13 protein-coding genes are annotated in these 20,561 nt (G+C 74.4%); all 13 read left to right on the top strand.

Annotated elements, in window-relative coordinates; genetic code table 11:
* The first annotated feature begins 68 nt into the window (after positions 1-68).
* The 13 genes from AC07FK_RS11050 to AC07FK_RS10990 all read left to right on the top strand — a co-directional run bounded on the left by AC07FK_RS11050 (position 69) and on the right by AC07FK_RS10990 (position 20,544).
* Positions 69-1,337: an aspartate aminotransferase family protein gene (locus tag AC07FK_RS11050; protein ID WP_479104527.1), complete on the top strand. Its 1,269-nt coding sequence runs from the start codon at positions 69-71 to the stop codon at positions 1,335-1,337.
* The gene (locus tag AC07FK_RS11045; RefSeq protein ID WP_479104525.1) at positions 1,334-2,305 is read left to right on the top strand and encodes an inositol monophosphatase family protein; all 972 of its coding nucleotides are present in this window, start codon (positions 1,334-1,336) and stop codon (positions 2,303-2,305) included. The genes AC07FK_RS11050 and AC07FK_RS11045 overlap by 4 nt, the downstream gene beginning before the upstream one ends.
* Complete coding sequence (locus AC07FK_RS11040) at positions 2,302-3,339, top strand: zinc-dependent alcohol dehydrogenase (protein ID WP_479104523.1); 1,038 nt, start codon at positions 2,302-2,304, stop codon at positions 3,337-3,339. Before AC07FK_RS11045 ends, AC07FK_RS11040 begins: the two co-directional genes overlap by 4 nt.
* A complete protein-coding gene (locus AC07FK_RS11035; protein ID WP_479104521.1) occupies positions 3,336-5,246 on the top strand; it encodes a beta-galactosidase in 1,911 nt (636 codons plus the stop codon). Before AC07FK_RS11040 ends, AC07FK_RS11035 begins: the two co-directional genes overlap by 4 nt.
* 120 nt (positions 5,247-5,366) lie before the next feature.
* Positions 5,367-7,604, top strand: coding sequence for an aminotransferase class III-fold pyridoxal phosphate-dependent enzyme (locus AC07FK_RS11030; RefSeq protein WP_479104519.1), 2,238 nt, complete (start codon positions 5,367-5,369; stop codon positions 7,602-7,604).
* Entirely contained in the window at positions 7,601-8,026 is a 426-nt protein-coding gene (locus AC07FK_RS11025) for a nuclear transport factor 2 family protein (RefSeq protein ID WP_479104517.1), read from the top strand. The genes AC07FK_RS11030 and AC07FK_RS11025 overlap by 4 nt, the downstream gene beginning before the upstream one ends.
* Complete coding sequence (locus tag AC07FK_RS11020; RefSeq protein ID WP_479104516.1) at positions 8,023-14,334, top strand: non-ribosomal peptide synthetase; 6,312 nt, start codon at positions 8,023-8,025, stop codon at positions 14,332-14,334. The genes AC07FK_RS11025 and AC07FK_RS11020 overlap by 4 nt, the downstream gene beginning before the upstream one ends.
* Positions 14,327-15,529 (top strand): cytochrome P450, encoded by a 1,203-nt coding sequence (locus tag AC07FK_RS11015; RefSeq protein WP_479104514.1) that lies wholly within the window; start codon positions 14,327-14,329, stop codon positions 15,527-15,529. The genes AC07FK_RS11020 and AC07FK_RS11015 overlap by 8 nt, the downstream gene beginning before the upstream one ends.
* A 50-nt stretch (positions 15,530-15,579) precedes the next feature.
* A complete protein-coding gene (locus tag AC07FK_RS11010; protein WP_479104512.1) occupies positions 15,580-15,792 on the top strand; it encodes a ferredoxin in 213 nt (70 codons plus the stop codon).
* Positions 15,789-17,195, top strand: a complete 1,407-nt coding sequence (locus tag AC07FK_RS11005; RefSeq protein ID WP_479104511.1) for an FAD-binding oxidoreductase — start codon at positions 15,789-15,791, stop codon at positions 17,193-17,195. The genes AC07FK_RS11010 and AC07FK_RS11005 overlap by 4 nt, the downstream gene beginning before the upstream one ends.
* Positions 17,192-18,418, top strand: coding sequence for an MFS transporter (locus AC07FK_RS11000; protein WP_479104509.1), 1,227 nt, complete (start codon positions 17,192-17,194; stop codon positions 18,416-18,418). The genes AC07FK_RS11005 and AC07FK_RS11000 overlap by 4 nt, the downstream gene beginning before the upstream one ends.
* Positions 18,400-19,236, top strand: a complete 837-nt coding sequence (locus AC07FK_RS10995) for a TauD/TfdA dioxygenase family protein (RefSeq protein ID WP_479104507.1) — start codon at positions 18,400-18,402, stop codon at positions 19,234-19,236. Before AC07FK_RS11000 ends, AC07FK_RS10995 begins: the two co-directional genes overlap by 19 nt.
* A gap of 33 nt (positions 19,237-19,269) precedes the next feature.
* The gene (locus AC07FK_RS10990) at positions 19,270-20,544 is read left to right on the top strand and encodes an ATP-grasp domain-containing protein (protein ID WP_479104506.1); all 1,275 of its coding nucleotides are present in this window, start codon (positions 19,270-19,272) and stop codon (positions 20,542-20,544) included.
* Positions 20,545-20,561: the final 17 nt, after the last annotated feature.

Below are 20,561 nucleotides of genomic sequence, written 5' to 3'. Positions count from 1 at the left end.
TTGGACGTGACGTGCGTTGTTTTCCGTCCATTTCTCGACGTTCTACGTGACCCGTGTGAGAGGGACCGATGGATACCAAAGATGTTACCGAGCACATCTATTACCCCGTCAGCGACCGCAAGATGGACCGCGGTGAAGGCGTCTACCTGTACGACGAGAACGGCACGCGCTACCTCGACTGCGCGTCCGCGACCTTCAATCTGAGCCTCGGGTACTCCCACCCGGCCGTCATCGCCGCCATGAAGGAACAGCTCGACAAGGTGGTCCACCTGACCTCCTCGTACCAGAGCGACCCGATCAACGGCCTGGCCCGGCGGCTGGTGGAGGTCTCCCCCGACAGCCTGACCAAGGTGCACCCCAAGGTGTCCGGCGGCTCGGCCGCGAACGAGGGGGCCATCAAGATGGCCCAGATGGCGACCGGGAAGTCCGAGGTCATCACGCTGTTCCGCAGCCACGTCGGGCAGACGATGATGATGACCTCGATGTCGGGCAACTCCTTCCGCCGCGAGCCGTTCCCCAACCTCTTCCCCGGCAGCCTCCAGGTGCCCGACCCGTACTGCTTCCGCTGCTTCTACGGGCAGCAGAAGGAGACCTGCGGGACGATGTGCGTGGACCGCCTCGAGGACTTCGTCGACTACGCGAGCTCGGGCCGCGTCGCCGCCGTCCTCATCGAGCCGATCTCCGGGAACGGCGGCAATATCGTGCCGCCCGACGGCTATATGCAAAAACTGCGGGCTTTCTGCGACGAGCAGAACATCGCCCTTATTTTCGACGAGATCCAGACAGGCATCGGCCGCACCGGCCACATGTTCGCCGCCCAGTACTTCGACGTCGAGCCGGATGCCATCACCACGGCCAAGGGACTCGGCGGATCAGGCGCGCAGGTCGCCGCGATCATTACGAATGAACGGCTCGCCGGCCTTCCCGCGAACCACCACTCCTTTACGTACGGTTCGAATCTCCTCGCCGCAGCGGCTGCGAATGTCACCCTCGATATCGTGCGCCAGCCCGAATTCCTGGCGAACGTCACGCGAACCGGCGACTACATCATGGAACGCCTCGAGGACATGAAGAGCCGCTATCCGGCCATCGTGGATGTCCGCGGTGTCGGCCTCATGATCGGGTTCGAGATCGCCGAGCCGGACGGCAAGCCGGCCGTGAAGCTCACCAACCACCTGGCCGAGAAGGCCATGGAGCACGGCCTGATCCTGCGCACCTCGCGCTACGGCTACGGCAACGTCCTCAAGATCCGTCCGCCGCTGATCCTCACCATGGACCAGGCCGAGGAGATCTGCGACAAGCTGGAGAACCTCTTCCTCGCGGAGCTGGCCCGATGAGCACACCCCATGCGATGAAGCAGCTCCTCACGTCACTCGGCGAGCACGTTCGCTCCGAGCTGCTGGCCTACGCGGACCAGGGCCGGGCCCGCCAGGTCCACGGCGACTCGCCCGGCGGCGACGCCCAGTTCGACGTCGACGAGGTGGCGGAGAAGGCCGTACTGGACTACCTGCGCGCCCACGCCGACGTTCCGCTGGCCCTCTACACCGAGGACGGGTCGTACGTCGAGCTCGCGCCCGACCCGCAGCTCCTGCTCGTCGTCGACCCGATCGACGGCACCCGCCCCACGTCGGCCGGCCTGGAGATGGGCATGGTGTCCATCGCCGCCGCCCCCTACGGCGACGGCGCGCCCACGCTCGCCGACGTCAGCGCCGCGTACCTGCTGGAGATCAAGAGCGGGGCGTGGATCTACGGGGACGACACCGAGGGGCTGACCAGCGGTGGCTTCACCACGCCGGTTCCCCGCCTGAGCCGCAACACCGACCTGACGCGGATGTTCTGGTCGATCGAGTTCAACGGCCACCCCATGCGCCTGATGGCCGACGCCTACGACCACCTCGTGGACCGGTCGGCCAACACCGGCGGCATCTTCGTCTTCAACAGCAGCACCTTCTCCATCTCCCGCATCATCACCGGCCAGCTCGACGCCTACGCCGACATCGGCAACCGCGTCCTGCGCGACCACCCGGACACCGAGGAGCAGTTCCTGAGCGTGGGGCGCGGGTCGATCCTGCACCTGTTCCCGTACGACATCGCCGCCGTCGTCTACCTCGCCCGGCTGGCCGGCGTCGTCATCACCGACGCCTACGGCGACGACCTCGGCACCACCTCCCTCGTGGACCTCGGCCCCATGAACCAGAAGTCGTGCATCGCCGCGGCCACCCCCGAGCTCCACAAGCAGCTCCTCGACTCGATTCGCTGGGACCTCGGCCGCGGCACCGCCGCGGCCGCAACGGAGGCATCATGAAGGCCCTGACGCTCACCGCCGACCGCATGCTCGCCCTCGTCGAGCACCCCAAGCCCGAGCCCCGCGCCGCGGACGACGTCATCATCCGCGTGACCCAGAGCGGGATCTGCGGCACCGACCGCAGCGTGCTCGTCGGCAAGTTCCCCGCCGAGACGGGTGTGGTCATGGGCCACGAGGCCGTCGGCGTGGTCGACTCCGTCGGTGACGGCGTCACCCGCTTCGCCGTCGGTGACCGGGTCATCGTCAACCCCACCCTGTACTGCGGGAACTGCCCCACCTGCCTGGAAGGCCACTGGAACTTCTGCGGCCGCAAGGCCGGCACCGAGGTCGGTCTGGACTACGACGGCTCCTTCGCGGAGTTCATCCGCCTCCCCGAGCTCTTCTGCCACGCCATACCCGACGGCATGAGCTTCGACCGCGCCGTCGTCGTCGAACCGCTCGCCTGCGCCCTCAACAACATCGAGGCCGGCCGGCTGGCCGCCGGTGAGACCGTGGTCGTCGTCGGCGGCGGCCCCATGGGCGTCGTCACCGCCATGGCCGCCCAGTTCTACGGGGCCCGGGTGCTGCTGGTCGAGCCCGACCCGGTCCGCCGGGACCTGGGGGGGGAGGTGTTCGAAGCCCCTGAGTTCGGTGGCCGCGTCACCCTGCACACCCCGGACGACCCCGCGCTCGTCGAGAGCGGCGACCTGGTCGTCGACTCCGTCGGCAACCTCCTGGAGCAGAGCATCGGTTACGCCGCGCTGCGCGGGCGCGTCGTCGTCATGGGCTTCAACAGCAACGCCTCGGCCACCGTCCGTCCGCTGACACTGCTTCAGCGGGGGCTGCAGATCATCGGCGCCGGGGACTACAACAGCATGATCTTCCCCAAGGCGGTGGAGCTGGCCCGCCGGCTGCCGCTGGAGCGGGTGGTCACCCACCGGTTCGACCTGGCCGACCACGAGGAGGCGTTCAAGGCCCTCGCCGCCGTCCCGGGCGCCGAGTACGCCGCGCTGAAGGTCGTCCTCGTACCGCCGCGCTCGGGGGCGGACGCGTGAACCACTCCCCACACGCCGGCCTGGCGCGGGCACTGGTGCCCGGCACGTCCCGTCCCGTGGTGGTCGGCGAGTACCCGTACTACCGGGCCGATCCGTCCAACTGGGCCTCCAACCTGCGGGAGCTGCGCCGACTCGGCGTCGACGTGGTCTCCTGCTACCTTCCCTGGCGCTTCCACGAAACCGGCGAGGGCGCCGAGCGCTCCTTCGACTTCACGGGGGAGACCGACCCCCAGCGCGACGTGGTCGGGCTGCTGGACCTGGCCGCCCGCGCAGGACTGGGCGTGCTCCTCAAGCCCGGGCCCTTCATCCACGCCGAGGTCCAGCTCGGCGGACTCCCCGACCGGTTGTGCGGGCCGCCGTACACCGCGTACCGGGGCCTGGACGGAAGTGTGCTCACCTCCCAGGGCAAGCCGCTGCCGAGCCTCCTCGACCCCGACGTGCGCAAGGAGACCGAGATCTGGCTGCGCGCCGTGGCCGACGAGGTCGTGGCCGGGGCCGCCGCTCCCGGCGGGCCGGTGGTCGCCCTCCAGCTCGGCAACGAGGGCACCGCCGGGGACGCCCACCTGCCCGTGGACGCCCAGGACGCCTCACCGGCCGCCCGCGAGTCGTTCGCCCGCTGGCTCACCGGACGCGGTCTGCCCGACGAGGCCGCCCGCGCCGCCGAGGACGTCGGCGGGTGGAGCAGCGCCCAGCGCCTGCTGTGGTCCGAGTGGTGCGGTCACGCCATCGTGGGGATGTGGGACGACATGTCCGCGCTGTTCCCCGACGGCCCGGCCCGGCTGGCCAACGTACCGCTCGCAAGCCTGGACTCCCCGGGCGCGGCGCTCGACGCCTGGGCCTCCCGGCAGCGCGCCGTCCGGAGCTCCGGGCACCTGATCGGCCACACCGAGTGGGTCGGCAACCCGGCCCGCGACACGACCGCCTTCGGTTCCCATCTGACCGGGATCCTGCTCGGCGGAACGGACGTGGTCGAGGCCAACTGGGGCTTCACCTGGACCGACGCCTCCTTCGCCCGGCCGGGCACCCCGGTGTTCAACGCGCTGCTGGCCCTGCTCCTCGGCTCCAGCACCGTCAGCGTCTACACCGCCTGCGCGACGGCCAGTTGGGGTCCCCTGGTGGACATGGACCCCGACGGGCTGCGTTCCGACGGCGTGGACCCCGCCCTGCACGCCCCGCCGTACACCCCGGGAGCGCCGCTGGCCGAAGGCGGCACGCACCAGGCCAACGCGGAGGGACTGCGACTGCTGGCCGCGTTCCTCGACCGCTTCGGCGACCTGCTGCTGGCCAGTACCCTCGACCGCGACGCGGTGGTCCTCCTCGACCGGGCGCTGCCCGAGGCCGGCGCCTGGCAGCGGACCAGCCGTACGGTCCTCGCGGAGCTCGCCGACGCCGTGCACGGGCAACTGGCCTCGTCGGGGCGGCTGATCGGCCTGGAGTGGCTGGACGAGCACTCGACCACCCCGGACGGCGGCGCCGCCGTCCCCGTCGCGGTGCTGCGCGCCGGGCACCCCGAGGGGCCGAGGCCGGCCGCCGAGCTGGCGGTCGTGGCCGGAGCCCCGGCCGACGGGGCGGTCGCGGACTTCGTCGCCTCCTTCGCCGCCGGGCTCCCGGCCCCGGACGGCCCGCGCTGGACGGCGGAGCACCGCCGGGCGCGCGTCCTGAGCCGCACCGGCCCGGGGGGCGTCCGCATCGTCGGCGCCTTCAACCCCACCGAAGGTGACGACCGGATCACCGGTGACGACGGCGCCTGGACGCTGGACCTGCCCGCGGGCAGCGCCGCCGTGACCGTCACCCGCGACGGCGCGCTCCTGGGGTGGCTGGCCACTCCGGAGGAGCCGTCCGGCACCCCCGTCGCCCTCACCTGGGGCGGCGGCGAGGCCGACGCGCGACGCGTCCTGGCCTCCTGAGAACGCGGGCGGCGGGAGCGCGTACCTGACAGCGCGCTCTCCCGCCGCCCGTCCCCCGCCCCTCCGCGTCCCGGCGGACCAGCTGCCCGCCGGGAGCCCTCCCACGAGCGAGACGGCGTCATGCACCGGAACTCCCCTCCCGCACCCGAAATCGAGCCGCACCTGCGACCTGCCGGTCCTCGGACCCTCGGCATACTGGACGACCTCATCGCGCAGGAGCGGCCGGTCTTCGCGATGCCGTCCTGGTTCGTGACGGCCGAGTCGGCCCAAGCGGGCCTCCTGATCAGCGAGTTCGTCCGTGAGCTGGCCGCCCTGCCGCCCGGCACCCACTACCGCAGTTTCTTCGCCAACTCCCGTTACGAAGCCCTGCACGGCGCGGTGAAGCTGCTGCGCCACCGCGCCGCCGCGACCTCGGCCGCCCACCGCGGCCGCGTTCTGGTCCTCGATCCCGACGGCACGCTCACCCGCCGCGCCGACCCGCTCGGCGAGGGCCCCGAACGCGCCCTGGCCCCCGGCCTCCTGGCGCACACCACCGTGGCGGCCGTCCGCGCGGCCCTGCCCGGAACCGCCGTGTGCGGCCTCCTCGTACGCGCCCCCGAGCTGCTCGACGAGAGCGCTCTGGCGGAGGTCGAGGCGCTGGCCCGCGCGGCCCGGTCGGCCGGCGCGCGGATCGCGCTGGACCTCAGCGACGTCGGGCCCGGCCACGCGCCGGCCCACCCGGTCGTCACGGCCCTGCGCCCGGACCTCGTCGTCCTCGGCGAGTCCCTGACCGGTGGGGAGGTCCCGTTCGGGGCGTTCACCGGCAGCGCGGACATGTTCGCGCCGTGGTCGACACCGCGGACCGGCTTCCTGCACTCGAACACCTACGGCGGCAACACCGTCGCCATGCGCGCCGTCGTCTCCCGGCTGGCGCCGCGCCGGCCGGGCACGAGCCCCGTGCACCGGGAGCTGGCCGCGGCCGCCGCCGACCGGCAGGCCGCCCTCGACCTGTACGCCCGTCACGTCAACCCCATGGCGGCCCGGATGCAGCGCAAGCTGCACGGCGCGCTGAACGTCGTCCGCGCCAAGGGCTCGCGCCTCACCGTGCGCCTCGACTCCGGCCGCGAGCTCGAACTCGTCGACGGCCTGTGCGGAGCGGGCCTCGGCGTGGCCGGCCACAACCCCGCCGACGCGCTGACCGAGGTCGCACGCGGCCACGACCCCGCCCGGGACTACGTCCGCGAGCTGGAGACGGTCCTGGCCGGGGAGACCGGACTCGACCGCGCGTTTCCCGCCGTCAGCGGGGCCTCGGCGGTGGAGAGCGCCCTCACGCTCGCCCGGCTGGCCCGCCCCCGCCGGCGCCGCATCGTCGTCTTCAAGCACAACTACGGCGGCAAGACGCTCGTCTCCCTGCTCGCCACCGCCGCCGACCGCACCCGGGCGCCCTTCGGCCCCCTGTACGACGACATCCGCTACATCGACCCCTTCACCCCGCACGCGGCGGACGAGTTCCGCGCGGAGGTGGCGGGCGGCGAGGTCGGACTCGTGTGGATCGAGCTGGTGCACGGCAGTTCCGACGCGTACGGCCCGATCCCCGCCGCGCTGCTCGACGCCGTCACCGAGGGCCGGGACGCACACGGTTATCTGATCGGCGTGGACGAGGTCCTGACGTCGTACTACCGCTGCGGCACCCGCTTCGCCCACCACGGGCGGCTGCCGCACATCGACCTCATGAGCCTGTCCAAGGCCCTGAGCTACGGGTGCTTCCCCACCGGCGCGGCGCTCGTGTCCCAGGAGGTGTACGACGCCGCCCGGCGCGCCAACCCGCGTCTGGTCGAGGAGCTGCGCACCCACCACGCCCACGGGCTGGGCGCCCACTTCGCCCTCCGGGCCGTCACGCAGGTCGACGCGCTGGGGCTCGCCGAGCGCGTGGCCGCCCTGTCGGAGGTGGTGCGCGACGGGATCGCCGCCCTGGACGCCGGCCCGCGCGGCGTGGTCGGCCGCCGCTTCGCCGAAGGGCTCCTGGGGCGGCTCGAACCGCGGGTGCCCGGAGTGCTGGGCCGCATCCTGGACCCCGAGGGCGAGCGGATGACGTACGCGCTGATCCTCTGGTGGATCACGCGCGCCCGGGCCTTCGTGGTCTACGACGTCTTCCTGCTGCCCCTGACAGCCACCGAACGCGAGATCGGACACGTGATGCGCGGCGCCCGGCGGCTGTCGCGCACCGGACCCGTGCGGCTGCTGGCGCAGGCGGCGGTCTTCCGCCTCGGGCAGCGGCTGTCCCGGGCCGTTTCCCTGCGCAACCCCACGACGAGGCGCGACGCCACCACGCACAAGGCCCCCACGCGCGCCGCCACCGACCAGAGGAGCACGACATGAGCGCGCAGAGCGTCGAAGTGGTCCGCCGCTTCTTCCAGTTGTTCGACGAGGGCCGGCTGGCCGACATCGAGGCGCTGCTCGCCCCGGACTTCGAGTGGGTGTACCACGGCCCCGCGTCACTGCCGTGGGCCGGGACCTACCGGGGCGTCGAGGGTTTCCGCGCGTTCTTCGACATCGTCCGCGAGCTGATCCAGGTGCAGGAGTGCGACGCGTACGACTACCTCGACGCCGGCGACCGGGTGGTCGTGCTGGGCGTGAGCCGGACCCGGGTGCTGGCCAACGACGCGCGCTACGAGGCGCGGTGGATGAACGTCTTCACCGTCCGCGACGGGCTCATATCCCGCTACCTCGACCTCTACGACACCGCGAGCGTCGTCGAGGCCCTGGGACGCGGCCGGCAGGAGGGGACCCCGGCGCCGTGAACGCTCCCGCCACCACCACGCTCGGCGCGGCCTTCACCGCCGTCGCCCGCGCCCACGCGCACCGCACGGCGCTCGTCCAGGGCGGGCTGAGCATCGGTTACGGCGAACTGGCCGCCCGCGCCGCCGCGGCCGCCGGCCTGCTCGGCCGGCTGGAGCCCGAGGAGCCGGTCGGGATCTGCGCCCACCGCTCCCCGGGCGTGATCGCCGCCGTGCTGGGCACGGTGCTGGCCGGGGGCGCGTACGTACCGCTGGACCCGGGGGCTCCCGCGGCGCGCCTGCGCGCGCTCGTCGGCGACAGCGGCGTGCGCACGGTGTTCGCCGCCGCCGGCGACGCGCAGCGGCTGCGCGGCGTGCTGCCCCCGGGCGTCGCGGTCCTGACGGTCGAGGAACGCGCGCCGGGCACCGGCGAGCCGCCCGCAGCGCCCGTGGCCGCACCGCCCGGGCAGGGGCCGGGCTCCCTCGCGTACGTGATGCACACCTCGGGCAGCACCGGTGCGCCGAAGGGCGTGGAGGTGGAGCACCGCTCGGTGCTCGACCTGGCGCACGCCCCCGATGCCGCTCTGGGGCCCGGCGACGCCGTCCTCCAGCTCGCCCCGCTGCACGTGGACCCCTCCGTCTTCGAGATCTGGGGAGCCCTGCTCAACGGGGCCCGGCTGGTGCTGCCGGAAGCGGTCCGGCCCGGCGTGTACGACATCGGCCGGGAGTGCGCCCGGCACGGCGTGACCGTACTGCGGCTGGCCGCGCCGCTGTTCCGGCTGGCGACCGAGCACATCACCGCCGACCTGCGCGGGCTGCGGCTGTTCATTTCGGGAGGCGACCGGGCGGACGCGGAAGCGGTACGGACCGCGCTGCGCGAGCTGCCCGGCTGCCGGGTCGTCAACGGTTACGGCCCCACGGAGGCCACGGTCTACGCGTGCTGGCAGGTGCTGGACGGGCCGCGGGCGTACGACACCGGCCGGCGGGACGTACCGATCGGCCGCCCCTTCGCCGGGGCCACCGTCCATGTCCTGCGTCCCGACGGCACACCGGCGGCGCCGGGCGAGGAGGGGGAGCTCTGCGTCGGCGGCACCGGCGTCGCCCGGGGGTACCGGGGGCAGGCGCGGCTGACCGCTGAACGCTTCGTTCCCGAGCCGGGGCGTCGGGAGCGCACCGCCTATCTGACCGGTGACCGCGTGCGGTCGCTGCCGGGAGGGGCGCTGGCCTTCCTCGGGCGCCTCGACGACCAGGTCAAGATCCGCGGCCATCGCGTCGAACCCGCCGAGACGGAACGGGCGTTGCTCGCGCATCCCGCGGTCGCGGAGGCGGCGGTCGTCCCGTACGGCGCGCCCGGCAGCCGCCGGCTGGCGGCGTTCGTGGTCCTGGCGCCGGACACCGCCGTCGGCGACCGGGACCTCGTCGACCACGCCGCCGCGATCCTGCCGGCGCCGGCGGTCCCGGCGACCGTCACCGCCCTGCCGGCGCTCCCCGCCACCCCCAACGGCAAGACCGACCGCCGGCTGCTCGCCGCACACGCCTCCGCCGCCGCTTCCGGCACCCGTCCGGCGTCCGCCGACGCGGGTACGGACGTGGCGGGCACGCAGCGGGAAGCCACGGGCGTCGGGCGGGACGCCGAACGTGAGGGCGGCGGGCCGCGGGAGCACCCCTCGGGGCACATCGGCGCGGCAGACGTCGTCCGCACGGTGGACTCCGGCACTCCGGCCGGTCGCGACGGCGCGCGTGCGCACGTCGCGCCGGGAAAGGCCGGGGCGGCCGGCGCCCTGCGGGCGGTCGCCGCGCACTGGGAGGCCGTCCTCGGCCGGCCCGTCGGCCCGGACACCGACTTCTTCACCGCGGGCGGGGACTCGCTGGCCGCCATGGCGGTCCTGGCGCGGCTCGAACGCGACGAGGGCGCGGCCCTCACGGTCGCGGACCTCTTCCGCGCGCCCACGGTCCGTGCCCTCGCGGCCCGCGTGGCCGCCGCCGCCGCGGTTCCCGCCGCGGCGGTGCCCCCGTACGAGGGCGCCGGGTGGACGCGGCTGACGCCCGGCCAGGAGGGCATCTGGTTCGAGCAGGAGGCCGCGGGGAGCAGGGAACGCTATGTCATCGGACGCGGTTTCCTCGTGCGCGGGCCGCTGCACCTGCCCCGGCTGCGGGCGGCCCTGACCCGGCTGGGCCGACGCCAGAGCGCCCTGCGGACCGTCGTACGGCGCGACGCGGACGGCTGGCGGCAGAGTCTCACCGCCGACCCGGGCGCCGCACTGCGCCACGTCGACCTGTCCGCCGGTCCGGCCGCGGACCGCGAGAGGCGGGTCCGGGAGCTGGTCGCCGAACAGGTCGCGGCGGGCCCGGACGCCGGCGGCACCCCGCTGCTGCGCACCCTGGCGCTCACGCTCGGCCCGTCCCGCACGCTCGTCCACTTCGCCGTCCACCACGCCGTGGCCGACGACTGGTCCCTGGACGTCTTCCTCACCGAGCTCTCCGCCCTCTACAGGGACCCGGACGCCGCTCTGCCGCCGTTGCGGCTGTCCTACCCGGACCACCTGCGCCACGCCCTGTCGCCCGACCCCGAACGCCTGGCCGCGGCGAGCGCGTTCTGGCGCCGCGCGCTCGACGGCGGGGCCGCCGCCCTCGACCTCGTCACCGACCACCCGCGCCCCGCCGTCCTCAGCGGAGCCGGCGACCGGGTGCGGCTGCGGATCGGCCGCCGGCAGACCGCGCGGCAGGCCGACGCCGCCCGCCGGCACGGCGTCAGCCCGTACATGCTCTGCCTGGCAGGCGTCCACACGGTCCTCGCCGCCCACTCGGAACGCGACACCGTCTGCCTGGGAACCCTCGCCGCCGGCCGCGACCGGGCGGGGAGCCAGGATCTCGTCGGCTGCTTCGTCAACCTCCTGCCCGTACGCGTCGAGGCGGACGCCGGCACGCGGGTCGGGGCACTGCTGGCCCGCATCCGGGCCGCCACGGCCGAGGCGCTGCGCCACCAGGACGTGCCGTTCCAGGCGGTGGGGCGCGAACTGGCCCCGGCCACCGCGGCCCGTGCGGCGGTGCCGTTCCAGGCCGTCGTCAACTACCGGCAGCGGCCGCCCGCGGCGCTGGACATCGGCGACGCGCGGGCCACACCCTGGACGGCCGGGGACCGCGCCACCGCCACCTTCGAGCTCGCCTTCACCTTCCAGGAGTCGGACGGCGCTCTCGACGTGGAGGTCGAGTTCAGCACCGACCTGTACAGCCGGGCCACGGCGCGCCGGCTGGCCGGCCAGCTGGTCGCCGTACTGGGCCGCCTGACGGACGGCGACCCGCCGCTGCGGGACGTGGAGCTGTACGAGCCCGGGGAGTACGAGCAGCTGCTCCGCGCCCCGGAGCCCTCTCCCGGCGGCACGGAGACCACCCTGCCCGCGCTCGTCGCCCGGCAGGCCGCCGCCCGGCCGCACAAGACCGCCGTGGCCGGCGCGCACTCCAGCCTCACCTACGCGGAACTCGACCGCCTGGCCGACACCGTGGCCGCCCGGCTCGCGGCGCGCGGGATCAGGCCCGGCGACCGGGTCGCCGTGTGCCTGGAGCGCTCCCCTCTTCTCGTCACGGCCCTCCTCGGCGTGCTCAAGACCGGCGCCGCCTACGTGCCGCTCGACTCCGCCTACCCGTCCGAGCGGTTGCGGCACTGCGTGGCGGACTCCGGGGCCGCCGCGCTGGTGTGCGGCAAGGAGGTCTCCGACACGCTGGTGCGGCACGTCCGGGGCCTGCCGTCCGGACCGCCGGTCCTGGACATCGACGCCCTCACCGCCCCCTCCGGGGACCCCGGCCCGCGCCCCGCGGGTCCGGCCGGCCCCGGCGCCCCCGCGTACGTCATCTACACCTCCGGCAGCACCGGCCGCCCGCGCGGTGTGACGGTCCCCCACCGGGCGGTCGTCAACACCCTCCTGGCGTGCCTCGCCCGGCATCCCTTCACCGAGGACGACGTCTGGCTGCAGCTGACGTCGCCCGGGTTCGACGTGGCCGCCTTCGAGCAGTTCACGCCGCTGGTCCACGGGGCCACCCTGGTGTACGCGGACGACGCCACCCGCGCCGACGGGCACGCCCTGACCCGCACCCTGCGCACCGCCGGTGTGACGGTCGTGGTGACCGTGCCCTCGCTCCTGCGCGCCCTGGACCGACCCGACCTGGCGGGCGTACGGGTACTGCTCGTGGCCGGGGAGCCCGCGGACGTGCACGACACCCGCTACTTCGCCCGGGACCGGGTCGTCCTGAACGGCTACGGTCCGACCGAGGCCGCCGTCCTGGCCACGACGCACCGGGCGGAGCCCGAGGACCGCCGGGCCCGGGTGCCGGTGGGGACGCCGCTGCCGGGCACGGCCGCGCACGTGGTGGACCGCCACGGACGCCTCGCCGCCACCGGTGTGCCGGGTGAGCTGTGGCTCTCCGGCGCGGGGCTCGGCGACGGCTACTGGAACGACCCCGAGCAGACCCGCAGGCTGTTCACCACCCACCCCGCTCTCGGCGCGGCCGGCCGCTGCTACCGGACCGGGGACCGGGTACGGCGGCTGCCGGGCGGGAGCATCGACTACCTGGGCCGTCTCGACCACCAGGTGAAGATCCGGGGCTTCCGCGTCGAACTCGGCGAGATCGAGGCCGCGTTGGCGGAGCACCCCGGGGTCCGGGAGGCCGTGGCGGTCCTGCTGGGCCCGGCGGCCGAAGGCGAACTCGCCGTCGGATACGTCGGGCGCGCCACCCCGGAGGAGGCCCGCGAGCACCTGGCGCGGCTGCTGCCGGCGCACATGGTGCCGCGCCTGGCCGTACCCGTGGACGCCGTCCCCACCGGAAGCCACGGCAAGGCGGACCGGCCGGCGCTCGCCGCCCGGCTGGCCGAGGGCCGGCGGCCGTCCCCCTCGGCCGGGGGCGGCGGTGCGCCGAGCCCGGCGAACGAAACCGAGCGGCGACTGCTCTCCCTGTGGCAGGACGTCCTCGACGGCCCGGCGGGCTCACCCGAGGACGACTTCTTCGCGCTCGGCGGGCACTCGCTGCGCGTGATCCGGCTCCTCGGCCGCATCGAGCGGGAGTACGGCGTCCGGATCGCCCTGCAAGACTTCCTGGCCGCCCCGACCGTACGGGCCGTGGCCCGCCGGCTGGTCGCGGCGGGGCCGGCGGTCACCGCCGCCGTGGTCGGGCCCGAGGACGCCAGGCTGGCCGGGGACGTGGTCTTCCCCGCCCGGCCCGCGCCCGCCGGCCCGCGGGACGCCGTGCTGCTGACCGGCGGCACCGGCTTCGTCGGCGCCCATGTGCTGGCCGAACTGCTGGAGCGCCGTCCGGGCCCCATTCTGTGCCTGGTGCGCGCCGCGGACGAGGACGCGGCCCGCCGGCGTCTTGCCGCCGCGCTGCGCCGGTACGGGCTCGGCCCCGGCGCGGACGACGCGCGCCTCGTGCCCGTCCCCGGCGACCTGGCCCTCCCCGGTCTCGGGCTCGCCGGCACCCGCTGGGAGGCGGCGGTGCGCGAGGCGGCCGAGGTGTTCCACCTGGGCGCCCAGGTGCACCACCTGTCGGGGTTCCAGCACCTGGCGGCCGCCAACGTCGGCGGCACCGCCGAACTGCTGCGGATCGCCTCGCGCGGGCGGCCCGCCCGCTTCCACCACGTCTCCACCCTCGGCGTGTTCACGGACGGCCCCGACGGCGCACCCCCGCGCACCGTCACCGAGGCCACCCCGACGGCCCGCGAACGCCACCCGCGCGGGCGCGGTTACGCGGCGGGGAAGTGGGCGGCGGAACAACTCGTCGTCCAGGCCCTCGAACGGGGCGCCGACGCGCGGATCTACCGGCTCGGCCGGGCGGGCGGGAGCACGACGGGCGCGATCAGCGAGGACGACTTCCTCAGCCGTCTGCTGATCACCTCCGCCGCTCTCGGCTGCCACCCCGACGACCCCCGGCTCGCCACCGACGCGCTCCCCGTGGACACCATGGCCCGTGCGCTGGTGGCCCTGGCCGGGGCCGGCGGCGAACCGGGCGCGGTCCACCACCTGCACCACCCCCGCAGGACCCCGCTGGCCGAGCTGGTCGCCGTACACGACCGGCGTACCGGCCGTACCACCGCACCGGTCCCGCTGGAGACCTGGCTGCGCCGCCTGGACGAAGCCGAGGCCGCCGGTGACGTCCTGCCCGCCCTGGCCTACCGCGAGCACCTGCGCGACCTGCTCGGCGGCCCGGCCCCGGGCCGCCTCGACCACCGCAACGACGCCACCCTCGCCGCCCTGCGCGGCCTCGGCGTCACCCCGCCGGTCCTGGACGACGCGCTCGTCGGCCGCTGGTGGGAGAACCTCGACCGGAGCACCCGCCATGACTGAACCCGCCGGCCTCCACTACCCCATGGCCCGCCAGTGCCCCTTCGCCCCGCCCCGGGAGGTCACGGACGTCCGCGACGCGGGCGCCGTGCCCCGGGTGACGCTGTGGAACGGGGTGCGGCCCTGGCTGTTCACCCGGTACGAGGACGCCCGTACGGTCCTGTCCGACCCGCGTTTCAGCGCCGACAAGAGCCGCCCCGGCTACCCGGTGTCCAGTGCCGTCGCCCTGGCCGAGACCGCCGTGGAACCGACTCTGCTCGTCATGGACAACCCCCGTCACGACGCCGTACGGCGCCTGGTGCTCGGCGAGTTCACCGTCAGGCGGGCCGAGCGGTGGCGGCCCGCCGTGCGCGCGGTGGTCGAGGACTGCCTGGACCGGATGCTCGAGGGCGACGAGGCCGAACTGGTCGACGACCTGGCGCTGCCCGTCGCCCTCACGTTCATCTGCGAGTTCCTCGGTGTGCCCGTCGAGGACCGTGCGCTCTTCCGGGACCTGACGCACACCATGAACCTCGTTTCCGGCAGCACGGACAGCGCCGCCGCCGCTCGCCAGTCCCTCCAGGACTACCTGGAGGACCTGGTGGCCGCCCGCGAGGTGCGCCCCCGGGACGACTTCATCAGCCGGACGGCGGCCCGGCACCTGGCCGACGGGACCATGGACCGCCGCCAACTGGCCGCGATGGCCCTGCTGTTGCTCACCGCCGGGCACGACACCACCGCCAACATGATCTCGCTGGGCGTGCTGACCCTCCTGCGCCATCCCCGGCACTTCGCGGCCCTCGGCGCCGGCGAGGACCCCGTACTGGTGGCCGACACCGTGGAGGAACTGCTGCGCCACCTCACCGTCGTACAGCGCGGCATCCGCCGGATCGCCGTCGAGGACGTGGAGGTCGGCGGGCACCTCGTCCGGGCCGGTGAGGGCGTGATCGCCGCGATCAACGCCGCGAACCGGGACCCGGAGCGCTTCCCCGCCGGGGAGGACTTCGACCCCCGCGCCCGCGCGCACGGCCACCTCGCGTTCGGATACGGCCCCCACCAGTGCATGGGCCAGTCACTGGCCCGGGTGGAACTCCAGGAGGTCTACGCCGCTGTGGCGCGCCGGATCCCGACGCTGCGCACGACGGTGCCGGTGGAGGAGATCCACTTCAAGTCCGACATGGCCGTCTACGGGGTGCACGCCCTGCCCGTGACCTGGTGAGCGACTCCCCGCCGCCCGCCCCCGCCCCGCGCTCAAGGAGCCGATCCCCCATGAAGGTCACGCTGGAAACCGACCGCTGCGTCGGCGCCGGCCACTGCGTGCTGTCCGCCCCCGAGGTCTTCGACCAGGACGACACCGACGGCGTCGTCCTGCTGCTCGACCCCGCACCGGTCGAAGCCCTGGCGGACGCCGTCCACGAGGCCGCCGACCTCTGCCCCGCCCGGGCGATCCTCGTCGCCCCGTCCGACGGGCGGCCGGCATGACGGCCGCTCTGCTGGCGGCCCTGCGGGCGGCGGTGGGCCCCGGCGGCCTGCTCACCGATCCGGAGGTCACCGCCGGGTACGCCCATGACATGATGCCGCTGGCCCCATACGGCCGGCCGCTCGCCGTGGTCGTGCCCACGGGGACGGACCAGGTGCGGGCGTGCGTGCGCGCCTGCGCGGCGGCCGGCGTCCCGGTCGTCGCGCGCGGCGCCGGGACCGGGCTGACCGGCGCGGCCAACGCCCTCGACGGCTGCGTCGTCCTGGTCACCACGCGGATGAACCGGATCGTGGAACTCGACGCGGACAACCGGCTCGCGGTCGTGGAACCGGGTGTGATCAACCAGGACCTGAAAACCGCCGCGGCGGCCCGGGGGCTCTTCTACCCGCCGGACCCGTCGAGTCTCGACACCTGCACCATCGGCGGCAATCTGGCGACCAACGCCGGCGGCCTGTGCTGCGGGAAGTACGGCGTCACCGGGGACTACGTCCTGGGCGTGGAGGCGGTGCTCGCCGACGGCTCGCTGCTGCGGACCGGCCGGCGCACCGTCAAGGGCGTCGCGGGCTACGACCTCACGCGGCTGCTCGTCGGCAGCGAGGGCACGCTCGGCATCATCACCCGGGCCACGCTGGCCCTGCGGCCACTGCCCGCGGCACCCGGCACCGTCGTCGCCGCCTTCGACTCCGTGAAGGCCGCCGGGGAGAGCGTCAACCGGGTGGTCCGGGCGGGCCTGGTGCCCTCCCTGATGGAGATCATGGACGCCACCTCGCTGCGGGCGTCGTCGGCCTTCCTGCGCACCGACCTGGCGGGCGCCGGAGACCAGGCGCTCCTGTTGTGCCAGTCGGACACCGGCGGCGTGGCCGGCGAAGCCGAACTCGACCGGATGGAGAAGCTGTTCCGGCAGGCCGGCGCGGTGTACACGCACGCCACCCAGGACCCGGCGGAGGGCGGCCTGCTGCTGCGGGCCCGCCGGGTGAGCCTCACCGCCCTGGAGGCGCAGGGCGCGTGCATGACCGAGGACGTGGCCGTGCCCCGGACCCGTATCGCCGAACTCGTCGACGGCTGCGCGCAGATCGGCGCACGGGCGTCGCTGACGGTCGCGGTCGTCGGCCACGCGGGCGACGGCAACATGCACCCCACCGTGCTGTACGACCGGTCGAGCCCGCGGGAGTACGCCCGCGCCCGCGTCGCCTTCGACGCGATCCTGGCCCTGGCGCTCGAACTCGGCGGCACCATCACCGGCGAGCACGGTGTCGGAAAGCTCAAACAGGAGTGGCTGGAGCGGGAAGTGGGGCCCGTAGGCATGCGTGTCCACCGGGCGGTCAAGGACGCGCTGGACCCGGCGGGCCTGTTCAACCCGGGCGGCATGCTCACCGTACGGCCGGACGCGCGGGACGCCCCGTGATCGCGACGACCTGGCGGACGGTGGCCGGGCTGCCGGCGCCCCTGCGGACGCTGTTCTCGACGACGCTGATCTTCCGCGCCGGCACCATGGCCTATCCCTTCCTCGCTCCGCATCTGCTGCTCGAAGGAGGGCTGGACGCGTCCGCGGCCGGACTGACCGTCGCCGGGTTCGGCATCGGCGCGCTGGCCGCCGATGTGGCGGCCGGGCCGCTGCTGGGGCGGCTGCGCCCGTACACCGTGATGCTGGGCGGCTTCCTGCTCGGGGCCGTCGTGGTCGCCGCGGTCCCTCTGCTGAGCGGCCTGCCGGCGCTCGCCGCCGGGGTCCTGGTGTGGGGGTTCGCGTACGAGATCGTCACCCCGGCGGCGTACGCGGCCACCCTCGCGCAGTCGCGGCCGGAGGAACGCAAGGTCGCCTTCTCCTGCTACCGCCTCGCCATCAATCTCGGCATGGCGGTGGGGCCCCTGATCGGCGCCCTGATCTTCGCGTTCGACCCGTACGCGGTGTTCTGGGCCAACGCGCTGGGCGTCGCGGCGGCCGCCGCGCACCTGTACGCGCGCCGCGACCGCACCGCGCGGGGAAGCGCGGCGCGCACGGGCCTCCGTACGAAGCCCCGGCGGCGGGCCAGGGCGACGCTGCCCGAAAGCACCCGGTTCTGGGCGGCCTTCGGCCTCTCGCTGCCCATTCAGCTGGCGTACGCGCTGCCGTCCGTCTTCGTCAGCACGTACGTCATCGTCGGGCTCGGCCTGCCCGGCTACTGGGCCGGCGTCGTGTTCACCGTCAACGCTCTCGGGATCGTCCTGTTCGAGGTCCCCCTGAACGTCCGGACCGCCGGCGTCGGCGACCTTCCCGCGCTGCTGATCGGATACATCCTGGCCGGCGCCGGCTTCCTGCTCATGGCGGTCGCCGAGACGGGTCCGGCGATGGTGCTCGCCACCGTCGTCTGGACAGCCGGGGAGATCGTCGTCTTCCCCGCGCTGCTCGACTACGTCAGCCGGCTCTCCGGGCCGGCGGCCGACCGCCGCATGGGCCTGTACTCCGGCGGCGTCAATTTGGCGTTCATCGCGGCCCCGCAGGTGGCCCTGCACCTCAGCGGCCCCGGCCACCCGGGCGCCCCGTGGGCCGTCGCGGGAGCGGCCGTCTGCGCCGCATGCCTGCTGCTGCTCGCCGCCCGCACCCACCCCTACACCTGGCACAAGGAGGAACCGTGCGAAAGCGCGACCTGACCCCCTTCATCGGCGTCGAATACACCGGACTGACACACGACGAGCTGACCCGACCCGAGGTGTTCGACGACATCGCCGCCTCGCTGCACCGGCGCGACCTGGTCGTCGTCCGGGGCGTCGACCTCACCCCGGGCCAGCAGATCGGCTTCGCCGCCCGGCTGGGCAGTCCGGTGCCCTTCGTGCTGGCCGACTGGCGCCACCCCGAGTACCCCGAGATCCTCGTCTCCTCCAACGAGCGCGAGGGCGGCCGGCCCGTCGGCATCGAGCGGGTCGGCCACTTCTGGCACCAGGACTCCTCCTTCGACGCCGACCCGTCCGCCTACACCGTGCTCCACGGCGTCAACGTGCCGCGGGACTGCGGCCACACCCTCTTCGCAAGCGCCGCCGACGTGTACGACCGGCTGCCGCCCGGGTGGCAGGCCCGCCTCGAAGGACTCACGGCGCTGCACACCCTCACCAAGCAGCAGCGCGTCGCCCCGGAGCACGTGGGCCTGTCGATCGCCGAGGTCCAGGAGCTGGTCGCCCGCCAGTACCCGCCCGTCGAGCACCCCGTCGTGCGCCGCGACCCGCACACCGGGCGCCGCTTCCTGTACGGCGCCCGCGCCTACACGGACCGGGTCGTCGGCCTCGACGCCAACGGCAACGAGGAGTTCTTCGACCTGGTGGACTCCCTCCTGGCCGACCCCGACCACACGTACACCCACCGCTGGACCCCCAACGACCTGCTGTTGTGGAAGACGGCGACCACCTATCACCTGGCGACCGGCCTGCCGCCCGGCGTCTCCCGGACCGTCCACCGGGTCAGCGTCGCCGCCTGAGGGCACCCCACCCTCCCGAGGAAAGGAACCGCTGTGCCCGTCACCGGCAACGGCGCCCCCGTCGGCGTGATCGTCGACGGCTACTCCGTCGGCGCGTACCTGCCCGCCGCCTTCCGGCGGCTGGGCGCCGACGTCGTCCATCTGCAGAGCACCCCGGCGTTCCTGGACTCCGTTCCGCCGCCGGACCTGCGCCCCTACCTGTCCAACACGGTGCTGGACGCGGCCGATCCCGCCCGCACCGCCAAGGAGCTGGCGGCGTACGGCCCCTGCGGAGTGCTGCCCGGCCAGGAGACCGGAGTCCCGCCTGCCGACGCGATGGCCGAGCTGCTGGGCCTGCCCGGCAACCCGTCCGCCACCTCCGCCCTGCGGCGCGACAAGTACCGCATGATCGAGGCGCTGCGCGCGGCCGGGATCCGCTGCGCCGACCAGCTGAAGTCCGCCGACGCCGACGAGGTGCTCGCCTGGGCGCAGACCACCGGCTACCCGGTGGTCGTCAAGCCGCTCAGCTCGGCCTCCACCGACAAGGTCTCCGTCTGCCGCGGCCCCGGCGGTGTCCGCGCGGCGGTCGCCGAGATCCTCGGCAGCCACGACATCTTCGGCCGTCACAACACCGAGGTCCTGGTCCAGTCGTTCCTGGACGGCACGGAGTACGTCGTCGACGTGGTCAGGGGGCCGGGCGGCGGCCGGCACGTGTGCGGCGTCTGGCGGTACGAGAAGACGTTCGTCGGGCCGCGGCCGGTCTACGACCGGGACGTGCTGCTCGATCCCGGCGCGCCGCCCGTCGCCGGGCTGGTCGCCTACCTGGACACCGTCCTCGACGCGCTGGACATCCGGTTCGGCGCCGCTCACGCCGAGATCATGCTGACCGCCGCCGGGCCGGTCCTGGTGGAAGTGGGCGCGCGGCTCAACGGGCTCATGAACCCCGGCCACCACGACTCCTGCCTCGACGGCAACCAGGCGGACCTGCTGGCACTGGCCTGCGTACGGCCGCGGGAGTACGACCGGGCGCACGCGGGCGACACGCTGTACCGCAAGCACCGGGAAGCGATGGTCGTGCACGTGCGGACCGGGCGCGAGGGTGTGGTCGAGGCCGTCGACGAGGACGCGCTCGCCCGGATCGCCGCCCTGGACACCGTGCACCTGGCCGTGCCGAGGTTGGCCCCCGGCGACCGGATGCGGCCCACCACCGACCTGCTGTCCAGCCCGCTGCGGGTCTTCCTGACCGGTGACAGCCAGGAGCAGCTCCTCGCCGACCATCGCCGGATCGGGCAGTGGGCGGACGACGTGTTCCGCCTGGCCCCGCACTGACCCGCCGCCCGCCCGCT

The sequence above is a fragment of the Streptomyces sp. NPDC046122 genome (assembly GCF_056429965.1).
The sequence above is the reverse complement of the archived record's forward strand: the minus strand, read 5'-3'. Positions and strand labels throughout refer to the sequence as shown.